The sequence below is a fragment of the Hyphomicrobium sp. 01T421 genome (genome assembly GCF_056398805.1).
The window spans coordinates 2102089-2120650 of the sequence record NZ_JBFTQC010000001.1 but is presented as its reverse complement, the minus strand read 5'-3'; the positions used below and the strand labels follow the sequence as shown (position 1 = coordinate 2120650).

20 protein-coding genes are annotated in these 18562 nt (G+C 58.4%); 15 read left to right on the top strand and 5 right to left on the bottom strand.

Features of this window, described 5'->3' with window-relative positions; genetic code table 11:
* Positions 1 to 81: 81 nt before the first annotated feature.
* Positions 82 to 567 carry a cupin domain-containing protein gene (locus AC1DK3_RS09740; RefSeq protein WP_477192013.1) on the bottom strand — a complete coding sequence of 162 codons (486 nt, stop codon included), beginning with the start codon at positions 565 to 567 and terminating at the stop codon, positions 82 to 84.
* 150 nt (positions 568 to 717) lie between these two features.
* Here AC1DK3_RS09740 and AC1DK3_RS09735 point away from each other — a divergent pair, with 150 nt between their 5' ends.
* The gene (locus AC1DK3_RS09735) at positions 718 to 1476 is read left to right on the top strand and encodes a HugZ family pyridoxamine 5'-phosphate oxidase (protein ID WP_477192012.1); all 759 of its coding nucleotides are present in this window, start codon (positions 718 to 720) and stop codon (positions 1474 to 1476) included.
* Positions 1477 to 1501: 25 nt separating this feature from the next.
* Here AC1DK3_RS09735 and AC1DK3_RS09730 read toward each other — a convergent pair whose 3' ends face one another.
* The gene (locus AC1DK3_RS09730) at positions 1502 to 2434 is read right to left on the bottom strand and encodes a LysR family transcriptional regulator (RefSeq protein WP_477192011.1); all 933 of its coding nucleotides are present in this window, start codon (positions 2432 to 2434) and stop codon (positions 1502 to 1504) included.
* A gap of 138 nt (positions 2435 to 2572) precedes the next feature.
* Here AC1DK3_RS09730 and AC1DK3_RS09725 point away from each other — a divergent pair, with 138 nt between their 5' ends.
* The 8 genes from AC1DK3_RS09725 to AC1DK3_RS09690 all read left to right on the top strand — a co-directional run bounded on the left by AC1DK3_RS09725 (position 2573) and on the right by AC1DK3_RS09690 (position 9147).
* The gene (locus tag AC1DK3_RS09725) at positions 2573 to 3601 is read left to right on the top strand and encodes an ABC transporter substrate-binding protein (protein ID WP_477192010.1); all 1029 of its coding nucleotides are present in this window, start codon (positions 2573 to 2575) and stop codon (positions 3599 to 3601) included.
* An 86-nt stretch (positions 3602 to 3687) separates the two neighbouring features.
* Entirely contained in the window at positions 3688 to 4560 is an 873-nt protein-coding gene (locus AC1DK3_RS09720) for an ABC transporter permease (RefSeq protein ID WP_477192009.1), read from the top strand.
* Positions 4561 to 4570: 10 nt separating this feature from the next.
* On the top strand, positions 4571 to 5356 hold the full coding sequence (locus AC1DK3_RS09715) for an ABC transporter ATP-binding protein (protein WP_477192008.1): 786 nt from the start codon (positions 4571 to 4573) through the stop codon (positions 5354 to 5356).
* A gap of 17 nt (positions 5357 to 5373) precedes the next feature.
* Entirely contained in the window at positions 5374 to 6144 is a 771-nt protein-coding gene (locus tag AC1DK3_RS09710; RefSeq protein WP_477192007.1) for an SDR family NAD(P)-dependent oxidoreductase, read from the top strand.
* Positions 6141 to 6857 carry an SDR family NAD(P)-dependent oxidoreductase gene (locus tag AC1DK3_RS09705; RefSeq protein ID WP_477192006.1) on the top strand — a complete coding sequence of 239 codons (717 nt, stop codon included), beginning with the start codon at positions 6141 to 6143 and terminating at the stop codon, positions 6855 to 6857. The genes AC1DK3_RS09710 and AC1DK3_RS09705 overlap by 4 nt, the downstream gene beginning before the upstream one ends.
* Positions 6858 to 6869: 12 nt before the next feature.
* Complete coding sequence (locus AC1DK3_RS09700) at positions 6870 to 7670, top strand: creatininase (RefSeq protein WP_477192005.1); 801 nt, start codon at positions 6870 to 6872, stop codon at positions 7668 to 7670.
* Complete coding sequence (locus AC1DK3_RS09695) at positions 7667 to 8260, top strand: DUF1989 domain-containing protein (RefSeq protein WP_477192004.1); 594 nt, start codon at positions 7667 to 7669, stop codon at positions 8258 to 8260. The genes AC1DK3_RS09700 and AC1DK3_RS09695 overlap by 4 nt, the downstream gene beginning before the upstream one ends.
* Positions 8257 to 9147 (top strand): dimethylarginine dimethylaminohydrolase family protein, encoded by an 891-nt coding sequence (locus AC1DK3_RS09690; protein ID WP_477192003.1) that lies wholly within the window; start codon positions 8257 to 8259, stop codon positions 9145 to 9147. The genes AC1DK3_RS09695 and AC1DK3_RS09690 overlap by 4 nt, the downstream gene beginning before the upstream one ends.
* Positions 9148 to 9343: 196 nt before the next feature.
* On the opposite strand, the gene AC1DK3_RS09685 is transcribed toward AC1DK3_RS09690, so the two are convergent.
* Positions 9344 to 10093: an FkbM family methyltransferase gene (locus tag AC1DK3_RS09685; protein WP_477192002.1), complete on the bottom strand. Its 750-nt coding sequence runs from the start codon at positions 10091 to 10093 to the stop codon at positions 9344 to 9346.
* 366 nt (positions 10094 to 10459) lie between these two features.
* On the opposite strand from AC1DK3_RS09685, the gene AC1DK3_RS09680 reads away from it, so the two are divergent.
* Entirely contained in the window at positions 10460 to 11164 is a 705-nt protein-coding gene (locus tag AC1DK3_RS09680) for a tetratricopeptide repeat protein (protein WP_477192001.1), read from the top strand.
* Between the two features lie 166 nt (positions 11165 to 11330).
* Here AC1DK3_RS09680 and AC1DK3_RS09675 read toward each other — a convergent pair whose 3' ends face one another.
* Positions 11331 to 11546, bottom strand: coding sequence for a hypothetical protein (locus tag AC1DK3_RS09675; RefSeq protein WP_477192000.1), 216 nt, complete (start codon positions 11544 to 11546; stop codon positions 11331 to 11333).
* A 170-nt stretch (positions 11547 to 11716) separates the two neighbouring features.
* On the opposite strand from AC1DK3_RS09675, the gene AC1DK3_RS09670 reads away from it, so the two are divergent.
* From AC1DK3_RS09670 to AC1DK3_RS09660, 3 genes are all read left to right on the top strand, one after another.
* Positions 11717 to 12304, top strand: coding sequence for a glutathione S-transferase N-terminal domain-containing protein (locus AC1DK3_RS09670; protein ID WP_477191999.1), 588 nt, complete (start codon positions 11717 to 11719; stop codon positions 12302 to 12304).
* A 232-nt stretch (positions 12305 to 12536) separates the two neighbouring features.
* The gene (locus AC1DK3_RS09665; RefSeq protein ID WP_477191998.1) at positions 12537 to 13487 is read left to right on the top strand and encodes a sulfonate ABC transporter substrate-binding protein; all 951 of its coding nucleotides are present in this window, start codon (positions 12537 to 12539) and stop codon (positions 13485 to 13487) included.
* A gap of 768 nt (positions 13488 to 14255) precedes the next feature.
* Positions 14256 to 15614, top strand: a complete 1359-nt coding sequence (locus AC1DK3_RS09660; protein ID WP_477191997.1) for a porin — start codon at positions 14256 to 14258, stop codon at positions 15612 to 15614.
* Positions 15615 to 15732: 118 nt separating this feature from the next.
* Here the strand turns inward: AC1DK3_RS09660 and AC1DK3_RS09655 are convergent, their stop codons facing one another.
* Positions 15733 to 16020, bottom strand: coding sequence for a hypothetical protein (locus AC1DK3_RS09655; RefSeq protein WP_477191996.1), 288 nt, complete (start codon positions 16018 to 16020; stop codon positions 15733 to 15735).
* A 349-nt stretch (positions 16021 to 16369) separates the two neighbouring features.
* Between AC1DK3_RS09655 and AC1DK3_RS09650 the strand changes: the two genes are divergently transcribed.
* Positions 16370 to 17365, top strand: a complete 996-nt coding sequence (locus AC1DK3_RS09650; protein ID WP_477191995.1) for a LysR substrate-binding domain-containing protein — start codon at positions 16370 to 16372, stop codon at positions 17363 to 17365.
* A gap of 239 nt (positions 17366 to 17604) precedes the next feature.
* Complete coding sequence (locus AC1DK3_RS09645; RefSeq protein ID WP_477191994.1) at positions 17605 to 18513, top strand: hypothetical protein; 909 nt, start codon at positions 17605 to 17607, stop codon at positions 18511 to 18513.
* The last annotated feature ends 49 nt before the right edge of the window (positions 18514 to 18562 follow it).

Genomic DNA, 18562 nt, shown 5'->3' with positions numbered 1-18562 from the left:
GCAAAATGACGATCTTCGTCGAGAACGGCCCCCACCTTCACCCCGGCGGCCCGCTCGTCAAGCTGCGAATGATCGGAACGATTATGACTGCGCTTGCCCGGCACCCGAGGGCAACGGAGACTGCCCAACACCCGATTTCTTGAATGACGCGATCGTCTCCTCGACAAGAGCCTCCAGCTCCGGGAGCAGGACGACGCTCTCTTGCTCGTTGGGATCTGTGCGCGCAATCACCGCCGAACACGGCTTATCGCTGAGGTTGACCGGCAGATGCGGTATGCCCGCGGGAATATAAACAAGGTCACCGGCCCGGGTCGGAATGCAGTTCTCAAGTCGATGCCCGAACAGCGTCAGGACTTCGCCGTCAAGAACGTAAATCGCGGTCTCGTGATTTTCATGCAGATGCGCCTTGGCACGTCCGCCAGCCGGCATGGTGAGCAGGTGCATGCAGATGCCTTTGGACCCGACGGTCTCGGCGGCGATGCCACAAAAATAGGTCAACCCCTGCTTGCCGTCGTAGGAATCCTCGGCGCGTATGACGCGGCATGTGGGATCAGCAGAGGTGCTCATTTGTAATCGATCCTTTCCTAGAGATTTTGTTCATGACAAAATCCGTTCCAAGGGGTTGCGGTAAAAATCATTTCCGCTACTGCCAATCCAAAGCTCGTCTGAGCTTACTCAATCATCGGGGTTGGCCCGATACATGCCAAGCAAGAGACGATGACAGACAAAAAGAAAGATGTCCTGCAGCCCGTCGATGACGCGGCACGACGCCAGGCAAAAACGCTCGTACGCACCGCCCGTTACGCTTCGCTGGCAACCATCGATCCGCTTGACGGCTCGCCCTCCGTCAGCCGCGTGAGCCTCGCGACCGCAATGGACGGTTCGCCGGTATTTCTCATCTCGCGGCTTTCGAGCCATTTTGCGAACCTCGAAGCAGATCCGAGATGCTCGCTCCTGGTCGGCGAGCCCGGCAAGGGCGATCCGCTCGCCCATCCCCGCATGACGTTGATCGGAACAGCCGAAAATCTCGGCCAGGACCCCGAAAGCGCCCCCGAACGCACTCTGGTCAAAAGCCGCTTTCTCAGGCGCAATCCGAAAGCCGCATTGTACGCCGACTTCCCGGATTTTGCATTTTGGAAGTTTACAGCATCGCGCGCCTCGCTAAACGGCGGCTTTGGCCGAGCTTACGCATTGGTGGCGAGCGACCTCGCAGTGCCAGCAGGCGCCCTGCAATCGCTCAGCGAATTTGAAGAAGGTGCGGTTGAACACATGAATGCCGACCACGCCGACGCAGTCGGGCGCTACGCCGTCAAATCTGGGGCAACCTCCGCCGATGGCTGGCGTCTCGCAACCATCGATCCCGAAGGCCTTGATATGACGTGCGGTGACGACGTTGCCCGGCTCTGGTTCGACGATCCGCTGAAATCGGCACAGGAACTCCGGCCCGTCCTCGTCGCCCTCGCCAAGCAGAGCTAGATCGCAAGGGACGCCGCCCTTTCGTTCAAGCCGTCTTCCCGGCGGCCGCGGGCTTCCGCAATTGACTCGCGTGCCGGCTGAGAAAGCGCACGAAACTGCGAACAATAGGTCGGTCGTCGTCGACCTTGCGGTAGGCGGCGAAATGGCTCGACAGAAACTGATAAGCCTGCGGCTTCAGCTCCCGCATGAGACCCTGCGGCACCCAGCCCTCGGCAACATGGCGCGGCAGAAAGCCGATGAACCGGCCCGACAGGATCATCATCACCTGAGCCTCCATCTGCACGACCTGCCCCGTCGCGCGCGGATGATCGGCGCGATAAAGATCGTCGAGGTGGCGATAGCCGCGGACGGAGAAGAGCGACTTCCCGATGGCTTCCCGCGTAACCGAAGCAGACGGCGCGTCGAAGAGCGGATGCCCCTTGCCGCAGTAAAGACCATGCGGTTCCCGATGAATGGCGACGTAGGTGACGCCGGGCACCTTTTGCGACATCGGCCCGATGACGACATCGCGGCGGCCGTCGGCGATTGCCTGCTCGAGCAATTGGGGCGTACCGAGTTCGAGGTCGATGAAAACGTTTTCCGCGTTCTCCATGAAGCGGCCGATGACGTGCTGCAAACCGAGATATGGATTTGTGACGACACCGTCGACGATGCCCACACGCAGGCGCCCGACGAGCTGCCCGTTGTGCTTGCTAACCCGCTCCTCGAACGAGCTGATATCGGCGAATAATTTCTGGGTCGCGAGGTAGGTCGCTTCACCGAACGGCGTCAGCTGGAAGCCACGCCGCCCCCTGATGCAGAGCGGCGCACCGAGTTTACGTTCCAGCGCTGCCAGATGCGTGCTGAGCGTCGGCTGAGACAGGTTGAGCGCAATCTGCGCATCGCCGAACCCACCCGCCTCCACCAGCGTCGCGAACACCCGGAGCAGGCGAATATCGATATTGTCGAGCCGGCGCATCCGCTTTCCCTCTCAAACGGCCTTTGACCCTCACATTGACAGTTTTCGATGTATTCTTCCAATAATCAATATTGGTCTCGATGTAAATTTACCCGAGATTTCAACGCGACGGTGGTCTGATCATTTAGGGGTATGCCGATGCACATGACGATGAACGTCCGGCGGGTTGCCGGGGCCGGATTTGCGATGGCCTTGGGATTGAGCGTGTCGCTGGCCGCGACCGCGGCACGGGCCGACGAAACCATCCGGATTCTCTGCCCGACGTGGAGTGGCTTCGCCCCCGTATTCGTGGCGCAGGACCTCGGATACTTCAAGAAACTCGGCATCGACGTCAGCATCAAGTTTGAAGATGAACGCGCGAACGTCATGGCAGCCATGGCGCGCGGCGACATCGAAATGGATATGCGCACGGTCGGCGAGTATCAGGGCAAGCCGCGTGATGCCCAAACCCCCGGCATCATCATCGGCACCATCGACGAATCGCTTGGCGGCGACGGCGTCATCACCCCAGGTGAGATCACGTCCGTCGAACAGTTGAAGGGCAAGACCATTGCATCGGAGCCCAACATTCCAGGGCGCCTGCTGCTCCAGATGGCATTGAAGAAGAAGGGCATGTCCATGTCCGATCTCGTCGTCAAACAGATTGCGACCGCAGACACCGTCGCCATCCTGACCGATTCATCGATTGACGCGGTCGTGTCCTACCAGCCGTACATGTCCCAGGCCGTCGATAAGGTCCCAGGCCGCAAGCCCCACATTCTCGTCTCGTCGGCACAATATCCGGGCATCATCGTCGATGTCATCGCGGCCCGTCAGGACGATCTCAAAGCCAATCCCGTGAAGTACAAGAAGTTCATGATCGGTATCTTCAAGGCGGTCGAATATTTCAACACGAACAAGGCTGACTTCATCAAGCTCGCGGCCCCGCACTTCAACTTGACGCCGGACGAGTTCGCGGCGTCGATCGAAGGCAGCTTGGTTTATACCGGGCACAAGGAGAACGCCGGTTACTTCGGTAAACCTGGCGCTCTCGGCACGCTGTACGGAACTTTCGAGGAGGTGATGCAGCTCAACATCGAGAACGGCGCCGCCGAGAACAACCTCAAAGCCGCCGAGCAGATCGATAATTCGATTGTCGCCGGTATCACCGAAGCCGATCTGAAGTAGACTAAGTCCGTGCTGGGCGGACCGCTCCACGGAGCGGATCCCCCGGCACAATCAACAGTCAACAGAGCCGGCTCCGGGATCACCGCGTGACCATCATCAAAGCGACAGTGTCTGCGGCGCCCCATGCGCCGGTCGAGAACGCGGCATCCGCGCCGCGTCCCCTACGAAGAAAAGCTCCGCCCAATCAGTACTTCGCGTTTCGCGGAACGCTTTCGAAACGCGCGCAGATCCTTACCGCAATCGGCGCGACCCTGTTCGTCTTGGGCGTATGGGAACTCTCGACCCACCTCGGATTGATCAACGCAACCTTCCTCCCGCCGCCGAGCGTCACGCTCGAGACGCTGTGGAACATGATCCTTCACAAGAACCTGCTGATGCACGCAGGTATCTCGACGCTGCGCATATGGGTTGCATTTGCGCTGGCCGTCATCATGGCGGTTCCCATCGGCATCGCGATGTCGAGCTTCCGCGGAGTTGGCGCCGCACTCGAGCCGATCGTGGATTTCATCCGCTACTTGCCGGTCCCCGCGCTCGTGCCTCTCAGCATCATTTGGTTTGGCGTCGGCGAGACGACGAAAATCTTTCTGCTCTGGCTCGGCACGTTCTTCCAGCTCGTGTTGCTCGTCGCTGACGATATGCGCCGCGTGCCTCAGGAATACGTCGAGATTTCGTATACCGTCGGCGCGCGACCGAGGCAGATGCTATCGGACGTCGCCTTCCGGGCGATGCTGCCGAGCCTGTTCGACAATCTGCGCATCACGCTCGGCTGGTGCTGGACCTATCTCATCATCGCGGAAATCGTCGCCGCCGATACCGGCCTCGGCTTCGTCATCTGGGCGGCACGCCGCTACATGAACACGTCGGAAGTCATGGCGGGCGTGGTGACGATTGGACTGATCGGCCTCATCACCGACCAGGTTCTGCGCCTCGTTCACAAGCGCTTATTCCGCTATCTTTGAGAGGCGCATCGTGGCTCCCGCTCCCTATCTCGTTTTCGATGGCGTCGCCAAATATTTCGGCGATCTCGAAGTCGTCGCCCAATCATTCAACCTCACCCTCAGGCGTAACGAATTCGTCGTCTTTCTCGGACCATCCGGATCCGGCAAGACCACGTTGATGCGGATGGTCGGCGGCCTCGAAACACCGAGCGTCGGCGAAATACGCCTCGACGGATTGCCGATCGGCGCCCCCGATCGCGAACGCGGTATGGTCTTCCAATCCTACTCTTCTTTTCCGTGGCTGACCGTTTCCGAAAACGTCGCCTACGGCATGAAATACCGGCACGACATGACGCCGGAGCGAAAGAAGAAGCGGCTCGACCACTATCTCGATCTCGTCGGCTTGACGGACTTCGCCGACTTCTATCCGAACAACGTTTCGGGCGGCATGCGGCAGCGCATTGCCATTGCTCGCACGCTCGCGGCTGGCTCCGAAGTTCTGCTCATGGACGAACCCTTCGGCGCGCTCGACGCCCAGCGGCGGGAAGGATTGCAGCTCGAATTGCGCCGCATCCATCGCCAGGACGCGAAGACCATTATTTTCGTGACCCACGACGTGGACGAGGCTGTGTTTCTCGCAGACCGGATCGTCGTCTTCTCGAAGCGGCCCGCGCGCATGCTCGAAGACGTCGATATATCGGCGGAGTTGGGCCCGGATCGTACCATCGCGCTGCGCGACAGCGAGCAATTTTTCAAACTTCGAACACGCATCTTGAGAATGGTGCGCGCGGCGACCGGGGAAGAAGAAAAAGTATAGGACCCTGAGGAAAGAGCGTGATCAACCTTCAAAATAAGTCCGTGCTCGTCACGGGCGCCAGCCGAGGCATCGGCTTTGCTGTCGCGGAAGCGTTCGCGGTTGCAGGCGCCGACGTCGCGATCCTTGCAAACGACGATCTCGTGACCGATGCGGCCGCCCGCCTGTCGGATGCGTGCGGACGCCCTATCCGGGCTTTCTTCACCGACATCACCGACAAGACTGCCGTGCAAGACGTTTTCGCCTCGATCTCGACGCTCGACGTGCTGGTGAACAACGCCGGGCTCGAGCTCATCACACCGCTGACGGATCCAAGTGACGAAGTGGACGCGACCTTTGCGCGGATTATCGATATCAACGTGCGTGGTACCTGGAACGTTACGCGCGCCGCGCTGCCTCTTCTGAAGCCCGGCGCGCGCATCATCAATACGGCATCGGTCTGGGCGAAGAGCGCCGTCGGAGAATTCGCCGCCTACATCGCGTCGAAGCACGCCGTCGTAGGCCTGACCCGCACATTCGCGCGTGAACTCGGACCGCGCGGCATCGCCGTCAATGCGGTGTGTCCCGGGTGGGTACGAACCGTGGCCTCCGTTCGCTCAGCAAAAACCATGGCTGAACGCACTGAGCGGAGCGAAGCGGACATTTTTGCCGATGTCGTCGCGGCGCAGGCGCTGCCCGGCTTGATGGAACCGGCCGATGTTGCCGGCCTCTATCTTTTCCTCGCAAGCGACCTTTCAAACAACATCACCGGCCAGGCGATCGGCGTCGATCGCGGGGAATTTCTCGGATGAGCATGCTCGAAAGCAAAAAAGTTATCGTCTCCGGCGCAGCGAGCGGCATTGGTCTGGCCATAGCCGATCTCTTCGAAGCCCAAGGCGCACGCGTCGCGAGATTCGATCTGAGCCCGATCTCGACGGGCGCTGGCCCATCCTTCAAGCTCGACATCACGAACGAAGCGCAAGTCGTCGAAGCCGTTAAGGCGGCGGACGAAGCGCTCGGCGGCGTCGACATAATGCTCAATACCGCTGCGATCTTTCTAATGGCGCCTCTGCTCGATCAGCCCGTCGCCGATGTTCGCAAGCTTCTCGACATCAATCTGGTCGGCACGTTCCTCATGGTGCGCGAGTCGGTGCGCGCCATGCAGAAGCACGGCAACGGCGGCAGGATCATCCTTTTCAGCTCTGAGCTCGCTCAGCTTGGCCGCGAGCATCACGCCGCCTACTGCGCGTCGAAGGCGGGCATCAGCGCCATGGTGCGCTGCTGGGCGAAGGAGTTCGGCCCGAACATTCTCGTCAACGCGGTTGCACCCGGACCGACGGACACGCCGCTGCTCGATTTCGACAACATGCCGCCGGACTGGAAGGCGCTCGAAACGGCCAATCCGCTGCGCCGTATCGGAAAGCCGGAAGAGATCGCCGAAGCCGCACTGTTTCTCGCAGGCCCCGGCTCGAGCTTCATGACGGGACAGGTAATCGGCGTCAACGGCGGCGCCTCGATGGTTTGAAAGAAGGAAAACATGAGCGACCGACTTTTTATGAACGAGATGAGCTGGACCACCTACCAAAAGCGGATCGAAGGGGGCGCTCTCATTCTTTTGCCGGTGGGGGCAACCGAGCAACATGGGCCGCACTTGCCCATGGGAACGGACGTTATGCTGGCGACGGCGGTGGCCGTCGACGTCGCAGAGCAGCTCGATGCCATCGTCGCGCCGGCCGTCGCCTTCGGCTACAAATCGCAGCCGAAAATGGGCGGTGGCAATCATTACTGCGGAACCACCAGCCTCGATGCCGATACGCTCGCACACGTCCTGCGCGACGTGATCAAGGAGTTTGCGCGTCATGGTGCGCGCCGGCTCGTCCTCATCAACGGCCACTACGAAAACATGATGTTCACGATCGAAGGTATCGACCTCGCGATGCGTGAACTTTCATATATGGGCATTCGCGATTTCGAAGTGCTGCGGCTCGAGTATTGGGATTTTACGCGCACGGAAACAATCGAGAAGATTTTCCCCGACGGCTTCCCGGGCTTCGCCCTCGAACATGCAGCCGTGATGGAGACTTCTCTGATGCTCTACCATCATCCCGAACTCGTCGACATGGCGGCGCTGCCCACGGACAAGCCGGCCGAGTTCCCCGCGTACGATGTCTATCCGACGCGAACCGGCTGGGTCCCGTGCTCGGGCGTGCTGTCGCCGGCCACCGGCTGTGCGGCTGAAAAAGGAAAGTTGCTGGCTGCCGATTACGCAATCGGCGTCACGGACGCAATCCGCAAAGAATTTCCGAATGTGAAAGCAAAGACGCAGGTGATGGCATGAGCGAACTTCAACAGCTTCCCGCGCGACAGGGGCGCGCCGTTGCTCTGAAAGCGGGACAATCGATCAGAATAGTGAACACCCATGGTCATCAGGTTGTCGATACTTGGGCTTTCAACGCGCAAGACCTCGGCGAATTTCTCTCCATGGAACATATGCGTGCAGCGATTGACAGGATCAGTCCAAAGCCCGGCGACAAGCTCGTGACGAACAAGCGCCGGCCGATATTGTCATTGGAAGCGGATTCTTCGCCCGGCGTCCACGACACCTTCATCGCCGCTTGCGACATCTACCGTTACCAGGGCCTCGGCTGCACGGAATACCACGAAAATTGCGCCGACAATCTCCGCGCCGGCATGGCGGGCCTCGGCTTAACGCCGTCCGAGGTTCCCTCTCCGCTCAATCTTTGGATGAACATTCCGATCAAGACTGATGGCTCTATCGGCTGGGAAGAACCAGTCTCGAAGCCCGGCGACTATGTCGTGCTCAAGGCCGAGATGGATTGCATCGTCGCGATGTCTGCCTGCCCGCAGGACATCGTCCGGATCAATGCAGGCGCACCGACCGACGCGCATTACGAGGTGCTGGCATGAGCTTGATCGCACCTTCCGCCGCCAACACCGTTCCCTGGGGTCTCGACTCCGAGACCGGAGTGCTGCGGCACGTCCTGCTCGGAAGGCCCGACTTCTTTGAGTGGCGTCCCGTCAGCGCCGTCGCGCGGCAAACACTTGCGCTCGGCTTGCGCTTCGATGCACAGCTCGCCATGTCGCAGCATCGCGCAATGGTCGACGTCTACGAGAGTGCCGGCGTGACCTGCCATTGGCTCGATGCACGGCCGGAACTCAAGTATGGCGTATTCGCGCGCGATTCGAGCGTGATGACACCTTTCGGCGCCGTCATCACCATGCCGCAGACGCGCTTTCGACGCGGCGATTACGCCCTGACATTCAAGTTCTACCAGGAAGCCGGAATTCCAATCTGGAACATGATGACCGCCGGCCATTTCGAGGGCGGCGACTTCATGGTCGTCGAGCCGGGCTTCGTTTTATGCGGCTATGGCGGCGAGCGCTCCGAAAAGGAAGGAGCGGAGCAGATGTGCGAGTGGTTCCGCGCAGAGGGCTGGGAAGCCCATCCCGTTCCGTTCCCGCCGCACTTCGTGCATCTCGACGTTTCGGTAGGCTTCATCAACGACAAGCTGGTTGCCGTGGCGCCGGATGCACATCAGCCGTGGTTCCTGGATCTCCTCAAATCCAAGGGCTACGAAATCTTGCCCGTCTCCTATCACGACTCGACGCAACTCGGCACGAACATCGTCGCTCTCGGAAATGATCGCGTTCTCTCGACAGCCACTAACAAAGACCTCAACGCTCGCATGCGCGCGCTCGGGATCGAAGTCTTCGATCCGGATCTCTCCATGTTCACATTGGGCGGCGGAGGACCGCATTGTCTTTGCCAAGCCCTGAAGCGCGATCCGCTTTGACGACCCGGCCGATTTCCGTTGATGCGGCCACGATCCATTTCCCTGCTAACACTCGACTGAGCATACGCGCCACCGATGCGACCACATCGGTGGCGCTTTTTTGCCCGGCGATAATGTGAACTTGAACGCCCCGTTCACGCCCGCTAGGCTAGCCGCAACGCGCTTCGGGATCGGCATTTCCTTTATACTGGAGGTCTCAAGCAGCCGCGCATTCCGCGTCGAACTCAACCGCCAAGGCATCCCTTATCGATCGCGCATCCTGATCGGGCTTGAGATCCAGAACGATGTCGTCGATGCAGTTATGGCGCAGCATGTTCTCGAGAACAAACACACGCGCGTCGCGCTCCCGTAGATTTCCGTCATCGTCGACAACGAAAACATCGAACAATCGCCAGATCGTCTCGGCAAACGAGAGCGGGCTCCGCCTCGCTTCGAAGGCAATCGCGACGGAATTAAACTCCATGAAAATCACAGGACGATCTCGAACGAGCGTCTCTGCCGCGCCCGCCAAAACTTGCGCTTCATTCCCCTCAACATTCAATCTTATGAAATCGATCGGTGAGGAGACCGTGGCGGACCAGCTATCGATCGTGTCCATCACCGCGCGGGTTCCGCTCTCGGCGGCAGGCGCACACTCGACTATGGTCACATTCGATAAGACATTGGCCGTGAGGTTGCGGCGCAAGCGCATAGCCTTCCTCGGTGAAGCCTCAAAAGCATAAACATGGGCGGTCGGACAGACCAACGCTAAGCTCGCAGTCGTCAGCCCGATGTTCGCACCGATATCCAAGCATACGCTGGCCGCATGCAGATGCCGCGCTGCAAATCGCGACAGATGACGCTCACCGCCACCTTGAGCCAAAGCGGCGATATTCTCGAAATAGATATCTCCCTGGTCACCCTCGAATTCCAGGTTTCGGCCCGCGAGCCTAACGCACTGCTTCATAAACTTCCGACCAACTATTTGAACGTAACGCTGATTCTATGCACATCGTCTTCGTAACGCCCGACGCCCTCCCTGTTTAATCCATGCCGCCACGACGAAGCACCTGGCTAAATGAGCAGTATGCAAGCACCGACGGGAAATTTCCGATCCGCCCCGGCTCATAAAGACGTCAGGGATTATATTCGCTTCGCGGCTCGCTTTCGCCGCGACTGAACTTAAGCCTGGGGAGATCTAATTTTCGATATTGATCCGACTCGCATATCGCGTATCTTTTGATTCCGTTCGGCGCGATTTCGCCAAAAATTATATTCGCATATTTTACCAAGTACTGCTTTCGCCTTTGCCTCGTTTTGAGGAAAAAACAACATGCGCTATATTGCGGTGTCATTGCTATTTTTCATTTTATGCAGCCCGGCCTTCGCTGACGCAGCGTTTGATTGCGACAACGGGACAACACCCGATGCCCATATCGCGGGCTGCACGGTGATGATCGAATCCCAATCGTCAAACCCGCGCAATCTCGCAATATATTATGGCAACCGCGCGTTGGGATACTTCGCCAAACGCGACTTTCAACATGCAATCGCGGACTTCTCGAGCGCTGCAAAGATCAGCCCCGAACCCTATTATTACGTGGGCCGGGGCATCGTGTACGCCGCTATCGGAGATTGCGACCACGCGATAGACGACTATAACCAAGCAATCGAATTGGAACCCCTTTATCCTCGCGTGTATAACAACCGGGGCAATTGCTTCCGCAAAAAGGGAGATATTAATGCCGCCATATCGGACTATACGCGTGAAATAAAAATCAACCCGAATGAATCGGTCGTATATTTCAATCGCGGCGTCGCTTTGAAAATGCAAGGCAATTACGCTGATGCTATTACCGATTTCAGCACGGCTGTGTCGCTCAACCCGAAATACGCTCTGGCGTACTTCGTGCGCGCCGACACCTACATCGACGCGGGAGACCTCAAGGCGGCCGACAGAGATTTCAAAATTGCGTCAGCGCTCGATCCGAAACTGGATCGCCAGAGCACTCAGCTGACAGTGCCGCCAATCAACTGAACATCCACGCCGCCCCGCTGATCACAGCCAGTCCAAACTGATGGGTAGCAGACGCGCGCGATGATTAGGAAATTTCTCGCTGAAGATTCTGCAGCTCATCTTCAGCCCAGTCCGCGGTGTAGTCGGCGGCCCCAGAATCAGTGAGGCCGCCGCAGTTCCATCGGACTCAAAGAATCCTACCGCAGTTCAGCCAACCAAACATGCGATCGCCCATTCTTTGGGTCCGGTAGCCGACGCCCCGCACGAAGCGCGTGGTGCCGTCGAATACCCCGGAGACACCCCATCCCGCCCTATCGAGGCCGAGGCAATGAGCATCTGCCGCCACCGGCGCAGTGAGTGCGAAAAGACCAATTACTACTGCGAAAATTGAATGCTTTGACATGCGAAAAACTCCTTTAGTCACCCAACAATTCAGCGAGACTAAGCCGCAGTTTGGAAACGACGAGCCCCGTCGCAGTTCTTGGTTAGGCTCTAATTAAATTGGAGCCCTGCGCTAAAGATGCTTGGAACGGCTATCCCCTAAAGCGGGTTGGTGAACTAAGGAGCAAATCCATGATCCTGTATTACTCACCCGGAGCCTGCAGTCTTTCAGACCACATCGCATTGATCGAAGCCGGAATGAAGTTCGACCTAGCGAAAGTGGATCTCAAAACCCATAAGGTCGACGATGGCCGCTCGTACCTCGACATCAATCCAAAAGGTTACGTCCCGGCACTCCAATTCGATGATGGCGACGTCCTCACCGAGAACATTGCTATTCTGAGTTACATCGCCGACAAATACCCCGCCCTCATGGCGCCCGGCCAGTTCGGCCGTTACAGACTTCTTGAGATGCTGTCCTTCATCTCGAGCGAAATCCATAAATCCTTCGCGCCGCTTTTCAATCCCGCCACGACCGAGAAGGACAAAGCGAAAGCCTTCGACGCGATCCGCAAGAGATTCGACTTCACCGCTGCACGGACCGTAGGCCCCTACCTCTTCGGCGAGCATGCAACCGTCGCCGACGCGTATCTTTTCGTCACGCTGCTTTGGGCTGCGAAGAACGGAATTGACGTACCGAAGCCGCTGAAGACCCTTGGCGAACACATGCGAGCGCGCCCCACGGTGGACATCGCACTGAGGCAAGAGGGCCTCGGTTGAACACTGCATCCTGAGCCGCACGATATTTTGCGCGACACGATTGAACGCGTCCGGATCTCAATGGTCTGCTTTTCGTGATGCGGCTTTTTCGCCGAAGAACCTAGCAAAGCCCGAATAAGGAATGCGGAAATAATTCGTAGACGATCACTGCCATCCACTTCAGCCTGCACGATGTGCGCAGCCATCTCTGATCGGCGGCATTCGAATTTTGGGAAAAAGAGGATCGCACGTCATGATCGTTTCTCGCAGGACACTTGGCGCCCTTGCGCTTGGCGCATTCGCGGCCAACCTCGGCGCTCCGGCGGCCAATGCCGAAGACAAAGTCATCCGCATCGGATACCAAAAGTACGGCAACGCAATTCTCCTCAAGGCAAAGGGAACGCTCGAGCCCAAGCTCGCCGCTATCGGCTATAAGGTCACGTGGGCCGAATTCCCCTTCGGGCCGCCGCTACTGGAAGCGATCAACGCTGGCGCAATCGACTTCGGACATACCGGCGAGGCGCCGCCCATCTTTGCCCAGGCGGGAGGCAGCTCAATCGTTTATGTCGCGAACGAGCCGCCGGCGCCCGAAGGAGAGGCCATTCTCGTTCCGAAAGACAGCCCGATCAAATCGGTCGCTGACCTCAAGGGCAAGAAAGTTGCCTACGCAAAGGGCTCCAATTCAAACTACTTCGCAGTGAAGGCATTGGAACAGGCCGGCATCAAATACGGAGAGTATGAACCAGTCCATCTCGCCCCGGCCGATGCACGCGCGGCTTTCGAAACCGGCAGGATCGATGCCTGGGCAATTTGGGATCCATTCTACGCTTCCGCCCAGGCGGGAACCGGGGCACGCGTCCTGACCGATGGCAAAAACATCGTATCCAATCACCAGTTCTACCTCGCGAGTAAGTCCTACGTCGGCCCCAACGCCAAGGCCATCGACGTTGTTCTCGCGGAACTGAGGGCCGTCGATGACTGGGTAAAGGCCGATCCAAAAGCAGCGGCGGCACAGCTGAGCGCACCGATCGGAATACCAGCGCCAATTCTGGAAGCCGCGCTGAAGCGCCAGTCCTATGGCATCAAACCAATCGATGACGCCGTTATCGCGGAACAGCAGAGCATCGCAGATAAGTTCTTCGCTCTCGGCCTTTTGCCCAAGGCGATAACGGTGAAAGAGATCGCCTGGAGAGCAGGCACTTAAAAGTATCGACCCACCGAGCCTCGACGCTCGCGAGTATTTGCCAAACACACGGGGCGGCCACTCTCTCACGACGGGAGGTGGCCGCCCCGCTGCATTTCTATATCTATAAAGACGCGGGCCGCCGCACATCGCACGGCGTCTCGAAATCGACGCACGAACGCTGCGCGTCGCGCATCATTCCCGAACGCAGCCGGATGATCGACCGAGGCCAGCGCACACGTCCTCGACGGATCCGCATCCCACGACTGCGCCGATCGTTCGCCGCTGAAGTACGACCGCATGCGCGCCGACGCCGCGTCCGCGCGAAAAAAGCAGTGACATCACCGCCACAACTTTTGGCCCTTTCAAACACAACATGCTCTGCGTTTTGCTGGCCGACAAAATGCATCGAGACGAAAAGTCGTTTCTATATTTCTGGAACGCGATCAAATATCCAACATAAGACTTGCCGCCGCTGCTTATGCGGAAAGAAGCCCCATCAAGCCCCGCTTTTGATCGGTTCCGCGATATGGAAATCACAAAACGAGCAGTCGCTTCCGCATTCCTCTTTTCGTTCTAAGCAAAGCACCGGCGCATTCCTATGCGTTGGAAATCTTCTCATTTCATATCCGAATTTCCCTCAGCTTTATTTGTCCTCCATCGGGCCTTAACCGGCGGTGACCGGCACTTAGGGGAAAGTGCCAATCAACCCGGTTGACCACGTTCTTCCGCGAGTAGGTGAACGTCTTGAGGCGCCGAACGATTGGTATTTACCTTGGAGGTATTGGAATGTTCGGGGGGACTAACAAACGAGCGGGCATCGCTGCCGGCATCGCTGCAGCTGGACTAGCGTTCGCAGGCACCGCGCCTGCATCAGCCGCAGATCTCGGGGGGAATTGCTGCGCTGACCTCGAAGAACGCGTCGCAGAGCTCGAGGCGACGACAGCCCGCAAGGGTAACCGCAAGGTTTCTCTGACTGTCTCCGGCTTCGTCAACGAAGCCTTGGTAGGTTGGGACGACGGACGCGAGCGCAACGCCTACATCGTCACGAACGAGTCGGCGCAAGACCGTTTCCGCTTCGTCGGCCAGGCCGAAATTACTAAAGGCTGGACTGCCGGCTACCTGCTTGAACTCGGCGTGCGCGGTGCGCGCGAAGATCGTTCAAGTCAAAACGGCCCAAGCAGTGACAACGGCGTCAGTGTTCGCCACAGCGCCTGGTATCTCGCCGGAAAAGAATACGGCAAGGTCTGGGTCGGACAGACGTCAGACGCAGCCGACGGTATTACCGAGATCAATCTCGCGAATACTAATCACTTCGCCTACACCAACAGCTGGGGCAACACGTTCGGCGATGGCGGCTCCGGCTTCTACGTCCGTCGTAAGGACGGCGTCTTGAGCAACGTACGTTACGGCCAGTTCGTAGCACCGGGTGCCCAGCAGGCAGCCCCCGGCGAAGGACACCGCTTCAACGTCATCAAATACGACGCGCCGACAATCGCGGGCTTCACCGCATCAGCCGCATGGGGTGAAGACGATATCTGGAACGTCGCCCTTCGCTATGCCGGCGAGTTCTCGGGCTTCAAATTAGCTGGCGGCATCGCCTACACGGAATCGAACGATTTCGGATCGGCCGATCATACCTCTGCGGTTTCGCGTGGTGTGGGCGACACGAGCGAGATTGGCCTCAGCGGATCGATCCTGCATGTTGAGACCGGCCTCTACGCATCCGGTGCTTACGGCCGGCTTCATGACGCCGGTCTCGATGACCTCTATGGACGCGACGTCGACAACAACACCAGCTTCTGGACTCTGCAGGCCGGTATCGAACGCAAGTTCCTCCCGATCGGCAAGACCACGTTCTTCGGCGAGTACTTCAATCTCGATCGCGGCGCGGGCTACACGACCAGTTCTACCGGCTCAGGCATTCTCAATGCGTCGTCCCTTGGAACTGGCTTCAACCAAGTTGCCAATTCGCAAATTCAAGGTTGGAGCATCGGCCTCAACCAAAACCTGAGCGAAGTGGTCGATCTCTACCTCGACTACAAGCATGTTCAGCTCGACGTGACGACGACGAACGGAACGGCCACGCGGGATGCGAGCATCGACTCCATTCAGTTCATCACGGCTGGCGCACAGATCAAGTTTTGATCGAAGAGGAAAGCCTTTTCACCCCGTCTAGGCTTCTCTCCTCATGCGATCACGAACGAGGGCCGCATCCTGATCAGATGCGGCCCTCGAATTTTTCACAAAGCGCTTTGGCATAAGCTCAGCCGCCGTTCTCGCGCATGGTGTCCCAGAAATCGACCGTTGCCTCGCGGAGCGTTCCGCGGCAATCGCGACCGCAATCGATGCGCGTTCCGTGGCTGAGGACGAGTTGCCGCCCACCATCGCCGCGGCGCAAGCTGGCTGTGTAGCAGCCGTTCCCGTATCGGCTGCAAGCCGTCAGCGAACCGTTAGAGTTATCTGCGCCTGCTCGTTGCCCGGCCGAGGCTGGCATTGCACCAGCCGAGAGGAGCCCAAGTGACACCATGACGAAAGTCAGATTCCGCTTCATTCGTCGCCTCCTTCGTTATTACATTTTCAACAATGCATATTACGAAGTTGGCTCTAAGAATATTACTTCTCGTGCAAGGGAACCGAAAAAATTTGCCCTCTAAAATAACGGCGAAAAATCCGATTTATCGATCAGAAAAAGACCGCAAAGAACTCTCGCCCCACTATCCGCGCGCATACGTAAGAGCCGCCGCGCAGTTCTCGCGAAATGAATATCAAAAGAAGAAGAAGTTCATTGGCTTGGCCGAGAGAGACCATAACTTAGGACATAGGCCAATAAGCCGAAATGGGCTGCACGCGTGATCGACCGGCGATCGCGGACGGGGTGTGCGTGCGTTGAGCGAGGGGCGATGAACTTCCAGCAGTTGCGAATTCTCCGGGAAGCGATCCGGTACAAGTTCAATATAACAGACGTCGCAAACGCTATTTATGCTTCCCAGTCCGGCGTCAGCAAGCAGATCCGGGAGCTTGAGGAAGAACTCGGGTCCCCTCTCTTCATCCGTCGCGGCAAGCGTCTTCTGGGCCTGACAGATCTCGGCGCCAACGTTGCCCGAATGGCGGAGCGCGTTCTCTTTGAAGCCGACAACATCAAGCAGGCCGCCGCACAATTTGCCGTAGAGGATCAGGGCATCCTGCAAATTGCGACGACGCATACGCAAGCGCGGTACGCTCTTCCGGGCGTCGTCGTTAAATTCAAGGAGAGCTTTCCGGCCGTGCGGCTAGACCTGCGGCAGGCAAATCCGAAGGATATCGCCTCGCTCCTGCTCAACGGCGAGGCCGACATCGGCATAGCAACCGATGTCCTTGCCGGCATAGACGACATCCTCACGCTCCCATTCTATGCGTGGACTCACATTGTCATCGCGCCTGCCGGCCATCCTTTAGTGGGCCGCAAAGGCGTCTCTCTCGAGGAACTCGCCCAGTATCCAATCATCACATATGACACCGGCATCACAGGGCGCCCGCGCATCGACGAAGCTTTCGAAACCGCCAACGTCGTACCGCATGTTACGATGACGGCCCTCGATGCCGACGTCATTAAGGCCTATGTCGTATCGGGCTTGGGCATCGGGATCGTCGCGCCCATGGCATACGATGCCGCTCGCGATGTGGGTATCAGCGTCATCGACTGCGCGGAGCCTATCGCGCCGAGCACGACGAGCATCGCCATCCGCCGTGGGCGGCTGCAGCGAGGCTATGTCTATCGCTTCATCGAACTCTGCGCGGCGCATCTGACCGAGCAAGACATTCGCGATGCCGAGGCGCAGACAGAAAGCGAACACCCGAAAGCGTTCCTCCGCACCAGCGCGCTTCACTGGAACCAGAGCTTGGAAGTCATCGCTTGATGGAGTCGGGCTCCGCGCATCAATCGCGCCATGGCCCGTTATCATCCGGTTGAGTCCACGGATGAGGATATTCGCATCGCGCTTTTGCTCGCGGCGAAGATCGGCCGAATCTGTTCCTGACCTCTGATTTCTTGCATCCGGCACGATGGCTGTGGCGGAGCAGCGACGTTCGTTCCGTACGCTGATGCTATGGTTGCGAAATTGATTTGAAATTTTTGATTTCGCACGGGTCCGAGAAAATGAATTTCATCGCCAAGAATATATTGTTGGCCTCTTCCTTAGCTCTTCTGACGTCCACCTACGCTGGCCCGGCCGCAGCAGCCGATCTCGGAAGCATGGAACAACGCCCTCTCGCTCCGATGAGCGAATGGACCTTCGTCTTCACGACCTACGGCTGGATACCGTGGATGTCAGGAAACATGGCGGTCAGGGGCCGCGCCTTCGATGTGAATGCCAACCCAGGCGAAATTTTTAGCCATCTCGACTGGTCGACGCTGCCGGCCTGGATGAGCTACGCGGAGGCGCGCAACGGTCCCCTAAGTCTCTTCAATGACATTGTGTACGCAAATATCAGCGGCGCGAAGGATTTTGCGCGCGCATCCAATCGCCAAATAATCAACTCCTCGCTCGGCGGCACCCTTTCGGTCGACTACGAGCAGGTGATCGTCGAATTCGGCGGCGCCTATCAAGTCTGGTCGGGCCACAACCCGATATCGACGGGAACTACCTCTCTCGATCTTCTTGCTGGCGGCCGCTACTGGCATCAGGACGCGGATATTTCCGCCAACATCTCGGCAAGCTTGAATATCGGCGACCTTTCTGTCTCCGGCAATCGCGTCACGGCGCGATCAGGATCCGTCGACTGGGTCGATCCGTTTGTAGGAGTACGTCTGCGCAACAAAATAGCACCGGGAGAAGAAATCATGGTGCGCGCTGACGTCGGAGGCTTCGGTGCAGGCAGCGACGCATCTTGGCAAGTCCTCGCCACCTATAATTGGAAAATGTGCACGTCGAGCGGTTACGTCGTCGATGGCTATCTTGGCTATCGCGCGCTGTCGGTCGATTATTCCCAAGGCTCTGGAAATACCGAATACAAATTCGATGTCCTCCAGCAAGGCCCAGTCATAGGTACGACATTGCATTTCTGAGAAGGCCCAGTCGACTGACCGCGCCGACGGATAGGTGCCGGGTGCAGTT

Bases quoted from the DNA above. Each gene is read 5' to 3' on its own strand.
- AC1DK3_RS09685 (WP_477192002.1), bottom strand. From the start codon at position 10,093: ATGAAGCAGTGCGTTAGGCTCGCGGGCCGAAACCTGGAATTCGAGGGT.
- AC1DK3_RS09655 (WP_477191996.1), bottom strand. From the start codon at position 16,020: ATGAAGCGGAATCTGACTTTCGTCATGGTGTCACTTGGGCTCCTCTCG.
- AC1DK3_RS09705 (WP_477192006.1), top strand. From the start codon at position 6,141: ATGAGCATGCTCGAAAGCAAAAAAGTTATCGTCTCCGGCGCAGCGAGC.
- AC1DK3_RS09740 (WP_477192013.1), bottom strand. From the start codon at position 567: ATGAGCACCTCTGCTGATCCCACATGCCGCGTCATACGCGCCGAGGAT.
- AC1DK3_RS09700 (WP_477192005.1), top strand. From the start codon at position 6,870: ATGAGCGACCGACTTTTTATGAACGAGATGAGCTGGACCACCTACCAA.
- AC1DK3_RS09690 (WP_477192003.1), top strand. From the start codon at position 8,257: ATGAGCTTGATCGCACCTTCCGCCGCCAACACCGTTCCCTGGGGTCTC.
- AC1DK3_RS09645 (WP_477191994.1), top strand. From the start codon at position 17,605: ATGAATTTCATCGCCAAGAATATATTGTTGGCCTCTTCCTTAGCTCTT.
- AC1DK3_RS09660 (WP_477191997.1), top strand. From the start codon at position 14,256: ATGTTCGGGGGGACTAACAAACGAGCGGGCATCGCTGCCGGCATCGCT.
- AC1DK3_RS09650 (WP_477191995.1), top strand. From the start codon at position 16,370: ATGAACTTCCAGCAGTTGCGAATTCTCCGGGAAGCGATCCGGTACAAG.
- AC1DK3_RS09735 (WP_477192012.1), top strand. From the start codon at position 718: ATGACAGACAAAAAGAAAGATGTCCTGCAGCCCGTCGATGACGCGGCA.
- AC1DK3_RS09665 (WP_477191998.1), top strand. From the start codon at position 12,537: ATGATCGTTTCTCGCAGGACACTTGGCGCCCTTGCGCTTGGCGCATTC.
- AC1DK3_RS09670 (WP_477191999.1), top strand. From the start codon at position 11,717: ATGATCCTGTATTACTCACCCGGAGCCTGCAGTCTTTCAGACCACATC.
- AC1DK3_RS09680 (WP_477192001.1), top strand. From the start codon at position 10,460: ATGCGCTATATTGCGGTGTCATTGCTATTTTTCATTTTATGCAGCCCG.
- AC1DK3_RS09695 (WP_477192004.1), top strand. From the start codon at position 7,667: ATGAGCGAACTTCAACAGCTTCCCGCGCGACAGGGGCGCGCCGTTGCT.
- AC1DK3_RS09725 (WP_477192010.1), top strand. From the start codon at position 2,573: ATGCACATGACGATGAACGTCCGGCGGGTTGCCGGGGCCGGATTTGCG.
- AC1DK3_RS09675 (WP_477192000.1), bottom strand. From the start codon at position 11,546: ATGTCAAAGCATTCAATTTTCGCAGTAGTAATTGGTCTTTTCGCACTC.
- AC1DK3_RS09730 (WP_477192011.1), bottom strand. From the start codon at position 2,434: ATGCGCCGGCTCGACAATATCGATATTCGCCTGCTCCGGGTGTTCGCG.